The organism is Amycolatopsis sp. NPDC051071 (genome assembly GCF_040682875.1).
Lineage (GTDB): Bacteria > Actinomycetota > Actinomycetes > Mycobacteriales > Pseudonocardiaceae > Amycolatopsis.
In genome coordinates, this window is sequence record NZ_JBFBBY010000064.1 from 37,657 (window position 1) to 43,927 (window position 6,271).

Here is a 6,271-nt window from a genome sequence, read left to right on the forward strand (position 1 = left end):
GTCACGCTCAGTTTCCTGCTGGGTGGGGTGATCGCCAGTGCGAGCTACCTGATGGTGACCGATCGGTTTCAGGGGACGGCGCTGAGCAACCTGTCGTTGAGTGTCCCCGACACCAAGGGGCGTCCCGGCGACGCACTCGCGAAACCTCCCGCGTACTTCGGTCAGACGACCGCTCCGGCGCCGGGTGGCCCCGCGGCCGGTTCGCCCGTCCCGCCGTCCTCTTCGGAAGCTCCTACGTCTTCCTTCGCCCCGCCCAGCTCGTCCTCCGCGCCCGCCGAGCCGCCCGCTGAGGCCTCCGAGGCGCCGAAGCCCACTCCCAGCAAGGCTCCGGTGCCGCCGCGCTCCTCGGACAACTCCGCCGCCGGGCAGGTCATCGACCTGGTCAACGCCGAGCGTGCCGACGCGGGCTGCTCGCCGGTGGGCAACGAGCCGCATCTCGCCGCCGCGGCGCAGGGACACAGCGACGACATGTCGGCCAGGGACTACTTCTCGCACACCACCCCGGAAGGCACCACGTTCGACCAGCGCATCCGGGCCGCCGGCTACAGCAAGCCGGGCGCCGAGAACATCGCCAAGGGCCAGTCCTCGGCCGCCAAGGTGATGGACGCGTGGATGAACTCCGAAGGGCACCGCGCGAACATCCTCAACTGCAAGCTGACGAAGATCGGCGTTGGCCTGAACACCAAGGGCATGTACTGGACCCAGAACTTCGGCTACTGACCCTTTTCCCATCGTTCGGCGATGTCGCCGTAGCGGGCCAGCACCGCCGCGCGCAGCTCGGGATCCGTGCGCGGGACCGGTTCGATGAACACCTCGGTGACGTCGCCGAACTCCCGCGTCAGTTCGACCGCCAGCCGGACGCAGGCGCGTTCGACGTCGGCCGCGCCCAGCGAATCGTCAAAATCGACGCGGGTGCAGACGAGCACCTGGTCGGTGCCCATCAGCATGGTCTGCAGATCGACGACCGCCTCGATCTCCGGCGCGCCTGCCAGGTGGTCCCGTATCTCGCGCACCAGCTTCGGATCCGCTTGCCTGCCGATCAGCAGGCCGCGGTTGGTGCGCCCGAGCACGTAGGCGACCAGTGCCAGCAGGACACCGATCGCGATCGACGCCGCGCCGTCCCAGACGTGCGAACCGGTGAGTTGATGCAGGCCGATCCCGGTGAACGCGAGCAGCAGGCCGACCAGTGCCGCCGAATCCTCGAACAGGACGGTCTTCGGCGCCGGGTCGTCGATCGTCCGCAAGTAGACCGAGACCTTCTTGCCCGCTTCGGCGGCGTCGCGCCGCACCTGCCGCACGGCCTGGAGCCACGAGATCGACTCGAGGACGAAGGCGATCGCGAGGACGACGTAGCCGACGATCGGATCGGTCTGCTCGGTCTCCTCGCCGAACACCGTCGAGAAGCCTTCGTAGAGCGCGAACATCGCGCCCGAAGCGAAGATCGAGACGGCGGCCAGCAACGACCAGAAGTACCGCTCCTTGCCGTATCCGAAGGGATGCACGCGGTCGGCTGGGCGATCCGAACGTTTCAGCGCGGTCAGCAGGAGGACTTCGGTGATCGTGTCGGCCACCGAGTGCACGGCCTCCGACAGCATCGCGCCGGAGCCGGTGATGATCCCGGCGATCAGTTTCAGCACCGCGATGGCGAGGTTGACCCCGCCCGCCAGCACTACGGTCAGGGTGCTTTCGCCGCCGGTTTCTTCACTCACATCGCGTAGCGTAGTGCGAGTGGGCCGATCTCACAGGCGACGCAAACCCTGCAGGACGCGTTCCATCAAGGCGAGTGCGGGATGACCGTCGAATTCAGCTTGTGTTTCATGCACGGTAACCAGGCCGAGTTCAGCCATGTCACCCAAAAGGACCTTTGCAACGCCGAGCGGAACACTTAATGAAGCGGCGACTTCGGCGACGGAAGTCGGACGGCGGCAGAGTGACCGGACAGAATGGAATTCGACGCTGAACCCCGGAGCGGTCCACGGCGCGTCGTTACGGACCGAGATCATCGCTTCGATGGCGAAATTCCGCTTCGACTGCGTGCGTCCGCCCGTGCGGACGTACGGGCGGACGCGCGTGCGTTGTTGCTGCTGGCGCGGCGGCCGCCGGGCGGCCGGGATGCTGGGGATGGTCGCTTCCTGGGCCATCCGGGCGAGCGCCGCGGCCGTCTGGGTGCGAGTACGGGGACGAGGTGTCAACGAGCCCGGCATCGCGAGGCGGTGTTCCTTGCCCGGACGGAGTTCGTGCCGGTTGCCCATTGATTTCCTCGCCCCATTCCTGTGCCGCCGAAAGAAACCTCGCGGACGACAACGGCAACGAGGAAACGCCAGCTTATCGCCGCCGTGTACCGCCGAACGGGTAGCGGGCGGAAAGGTGTGAGTATAGTTAAAACACGAGGGAACATTCTCTCGCATTATGTGCGAGAGAATGTTCCCTCCGGCCTTGAGGTTCTACTTGTCTTCCTCGGGGAGCGGTGTTTCGTTGGCGGGCTTGTCTTCGAGTTCAGCATCCCCGACGGCGTCCAAGGACGGCGCGCCCGCCGGGACCAGTTGCGGCTCCGGCTTCCGTTTGACCGCGGTCAGCAGCAGCTGTGCGACGTCGACGATTTCGACCTTCTCGCTCGCCAGTCCGTCGCTCTGGCGCGCGGTGAGGCCGTCGTTCAGCATCACCTTGCAGAACGGGCAGCCGGTCGCGATCTTCGACGGCGCGGTGCCGAGCGCCTCGTCCACGCGTTCGACGTTGATCCGCTTGCCGATCTTCTCTTCCATCCACATCCGCGCGCCGCCGGCGCCACAGCACATGGACCGGTCGCCGTGCCGCGGCATCTCCCGCAGCTGCGCGCCCGAAGCGGTGACGAGCTCGCGCGGAGCGTCGTAGACCTTGTTGTGGCGGCCCAGGTAGCAAGGGTCGTGATAAGTGACGTCCTCGGCGACCGCGGCCACCGGGGTCAGATACTTCTCCCGCACCAGGCGGTTGAGCAGCTGCGTGTGGTGCACGACGTCGAACTGGCCGCCGAGTTCCGGGTACTCGTTCGCGAGGGTGTTGAAGCAGTGGGCACAGGTGACGACCACCTTGCGTGCCTTGCGTTCGCGGCCATCGAACACCGAGTTCAGGATCTCGACGTTCTGCTGCGCCAGCATCTGGAACAGGAACTCGTTGCCGGCGCGGCGGGCCGGGTCACCGGTGCAGGACTCCTCCGAGCCGAGCACCGTGTACTTCACGCCCGCGATGTGCAGCAGTTCCGCGACGGCCCGCGTGGTCTTCTTCGCGCGGTCCTCGAACGCACCGGCGCAGCCGACCCAGAAGAGGTACTCGGCGTCGCCGAGGTCGCCGTCGAACACCGGCACCTCGAATTCGAGGTCCTCGGTCCAGGCGAGCCGGTCCTTGGCGTTCTGGCCCCACGGGTTGCCCTTGTTCTCCAGGTTTTTGAACATCCCGTTGAGCTCGCTGGGGAACGAGGACTCGATCATCACCTGGTAGCGGCGCATGTCGACGATGTGGTCGACGTGTTCGATGTCCACCGGGCACTGCTCGACGCAAGCGCCGCAGGAAGTACAGGACCAGAGCACGTCGGGGTCGATCACGCCGCCGTCGTCGCCGATGAGGGTCTTCTGGGACTCGGCGATCGCGAGGACGTCGATGCCCGCATACATGTCGTCGCCGGAGAGACCGACTTCGTCGCCAGCCATGTCGCGCTTGCCGCCTGCGAGCAGGTACGGCGCCTTCGCGTAGGCGTGGTCGCGAAGCTGCGTGATGAGGAGCTTCGGCGAAAGCGGCTTGCCGGTGTTCCACGCGGGGCACTGCGACTGGCAGCGCCCGCATTCGGTGCAGGTGGAGAAGTCCAGCCAGCCTTTCCAGCTGAAGTCTTCGATCTTGCCGACGCCGAAGGTGTCCTCGTCCGGGTCCGCCTCTTCGAGGTCGAGCACCTTGCCGTTGCTCATCATCGGCTTGAGCGCGCCCAATGCGACTTCGCCGTCGGCCTCGCGTTTGAAGTAGATGTTGAAAAAGGCGCTGAACCGGTGCCAGGCGATGCCCATGGTCATCGTGCGGGCGATGACGAACAGCCAGATCGTGGCGCTCATCAGCTTGACGAACGCGAACACCGAGACCAGGTTCGGGCTGGCGGGCAGCAGCTCGCCGATCGGCTGCGAAACGAACGCGGCCCAGACCGGGGTCTCGTGGACGTTCATCGCGGACTTCGCGGCGCGGACGCCGATGATGCCGATGCCCTCGATGAGCACGACGGCCTCGATGAAGTACGCCCAGGTGAAGTTGGAGCCCTGGAAGCGGGACTGCCGGTCGGCGCGGCGCGGGTGGTTCTTCTGGCGGATCCAGATCAGGACCAGGATGCCGACGATGGTGCCGACGCCGAGCAGCTCCATGAGCAGCTGGAACAGCGACCAGTCGTCGAGGATGGGCCAGCCCCACGTCGGGACGAAGACTTCGCCGTACGCCTCGAACAGGGCCAGCGACCCGATCAGGAAGCCCCACATGACCAGCCAGTGCGCCGGGCCGACGCTTTTGACCTTGTTCATCCGGGTGTGCGCGGCGAATTCCTTGATCAAGGTCTTCAGCCGGGGAACGAACGGGCCGTTGCGGGTCGAGTCGGGCTGACCGAGGCGGATCACCCGCACGAAGCGGGCGATGGTCGCGGCGAACATGCCCCAGGCGACGACGCTGAGCAGGACCGCGATCCCGCCGAGCGTCAGCTGTACAGCGCCCATCTTCGGGTGCCTTTCGTCCGAGTGAAGCTGTGGTGGTTCGGGCAGACTAATGCTTCTTACTGATGGGTAACCCACTGGCCGCGCCCAAGTCCCACCGATGTGGTGTATGCCTCTCTTTGTTTTGAGACGATCGTCCAGGTACTTTCATGCCATGGGTGGATATCTTCTTCTCGCGCTGGCCGTGGTCGCCGAGGTCTCCGCGACGGTCTCCTTGAAGCTCTCCGAGGGCTTCAGCAAGGTGGGTCCGTCGATCGTGGTCGCCGTCGGATACGCCGTCGCGTTCGTCGCGCTCGCGTACGTTCTGAAGGCCGGTGTGCCGGTGAGCGTCGCGTACGCGATCTGGGCCGCGGCCGGGGTCGCGCTGGTGGCGACGATCGGCATCGTCTTCTTCAAGGAGCCGGTCAACCTCGCCGTGATCGGCGGGCTGGTGCTGGTGATCGGTGGTGTCGTGTTGATCGAGGCAGGGAGCGCGCGTTAAGTGAAGATCCAGGTCGACGGCCGGAAGGCCAGGGGCGAGAAGCGGCGCGAGGAGATCATCGCGGCCGCGTTGCGGGTGATCGAGCGGGACGGCGTCGCCGGTGTCACGCACCGGACGGTCGCCGCCGAGGCAGGCGTGCCGACGGCGTCGACGACCTACCACTTCTCCAGCCTCGACGATCTGCTGATCGCGACCCTCATCTCCTGCGCCAGGGATATGGCGACCGAGGTCTACTGGATGATCGACAGGGCGCGTTCGCGTGGCAGCCGCGGTGCCGAAGAGGTCGCCGGACTGCTCGCGCAGGCGCTGGGCCCGAGGCGCGGGCGGACGATGGCGGAGTACGAGCTGTACCTGCTGGCCGCGCGTAAACCCGAGCTGCGGCCTGCCGCGCGGCGCTGGCTGGACGTGCTCACCTCGATGGTCCGGCACGACGACGAGGTCGCCTTCCGGGTGTTTCTCGCCGGGATCGACGGCCTGCTGATCCAGGGCCTCATCGACGACGAGCCGCCCTCGGCCGACGAGCTGCGGCCGGTGGTGGACTACCTGCTGAAACCTCGTTGACCTGCCGGGTAATTTCGGCTCATGAGGACTGTCGGTGACTACGAACTGGACGACGACCCGGCACGGGTCGACCTCGACGTGGTGTGGAAGTGCCTGTCCACCGGCGCCTACTGGGGCAAATGGCGAGACCGCGAGGCGATCGAGAAGGTCTTCAGGAACGCGTGGCGCGTCGTGGGCGCGTATGAGACTTCGACAGGCCGCCTGGTCGGCTTCGCGCGGGCTTTCTCGGACACCATCGGCAGCGCCTACCTCGCCGACGTCTTCGTCGTCGAAGACGCGCGCGGCACGGGGCTTGGCAAGGAGTTGGTGCGGGAGATGATCGACAACGGGCCGGGTGCCGAGTTCCGGTGGATGCTGCACACCGCCGACGCACACGAGCTGTACCGGCCGTTCGGCTTCGGCGACCCGCCGGAAGGGCAGTACATGGAGCGGGGGCGCGCTAACGGCCAGGTTTAGCCCTCCGGCGCCCTCCGGATGTCATGAGGGGTCCCCATAGGACAAAATCTGTCCTATG

At 66.4% G+C, this 6,271-nt stretch carries 7 protein-coding genes; 4 read left to right on the forward strand and 3 right to left on the reverse strand.

From position 1 onward, the window contains the following. Window positions 1-27 precede the first annotated feature (27 nt). The gene (locus tag AB0M65_RS21415; protein WP_364029982.1) at window positions 28-720 is read left to right on the forward strand and encodes a CAP domain-containing protein; all 693 of its coding nucleotides are present in this window, start codon (window positions 28-30) and stop codon (window positions 718-720) included. On the opposite strand, the gene AB0M65_RS21420 is transcribed toward AB0M65_RS21415, so the two are convergent. The 3 genes from AB0M65_RS21420 to AB0M65_RS21430 all read right to left on the reverse strand — a co-directional run bounded on the left by AB0M65_RS21420 (window position 714) and on the right by AB0M65_RS21430 (window position 4,718). Then, window positions 714-1,709: a cation diffusion facilitator family transporter gene (locus AB0M65_RS21420; protein ID WP_364029958.1), complete on the reverse strand. Its 996-nt coding sequence runs from the start codon at window positions 1,707-1,709 to the stop codon at window positions 714-716. The genes AB0M65_RS21415 and AB0M65_RS21420 overlap by 7 nt on opposite strands. A 30-nt stretch (window positions 1,710-1,739) precedes the next feature. Next, window positions 1,740-2,252: a DUF742 domain-containing protein gene (locus AB0M65_RS21425; protein ID WP_364029961.1), complete on the reverse strand. Its 513-nt coding sequence runs from the start codon at window positions 2,250-2,252 to the stop codon at window positions 1,740-1,742. A 192-nt stretch (window positions 2,253-2,444) separates the two neighbouring features. Continuing rightward, a complete protein-coding gene (locus AB0M65_RS21430) occupies window positions 2,445-4,718 on the reverse strand; it encodes a (Fe-S)-binding protein (RefSeq protein WP_364029964.1) in 2,274 nt (757 codons plus the stop codon). 151 nt (window positions 4,719-4,869) lie between these two features. Between AB0M65_RS21430 and AB0M65_RS21435 the strand changes: the two genes are divergently transcribed. From AB0M65_RS21435 to AB0M65_RS21445, 3 genes are read left to right on the forward strand one after another with little or no spacing between them, the layout of a single operon-like run. Continuing rightward, window positions 4,870-5,196: a multidrug efflux SMR transporter gene (locus tag AB0M65_RS21435; protein ID WP_364029967.1), complete on the forward strand. Its 327-nt coding sequence runs from the start codon at window positions 4,870-4,872 to the stop codon at window positions 5,194-5,196. Further along, window positions 5,197-5,757: a TetR family transcriptional regulator gene (locus tag AB0M65_RS21440; protein ID WP_364029970.1), complete on the forward strand. Its 561-nt coding sequence runs from the start codon at window positions 5,197-5,199 to the stop codon at window positions 5,755-5,757. It begins immediately after the preceding gene. 21 nt (window positions 5,758-5,778) lie between these two features. Further along, window positions 5,779-6,213, forward strand: coding sequence for a GNAT family N-acetyltransferase (locus AB0M65_RS21445; protein WP_364029973.1), 435 nt, complete (start codon window positions 5,779-5,781; stop codon window positions 6,211-6,213). Window positions 6,214-6,271: the final 58 nt, after the last annotated feature.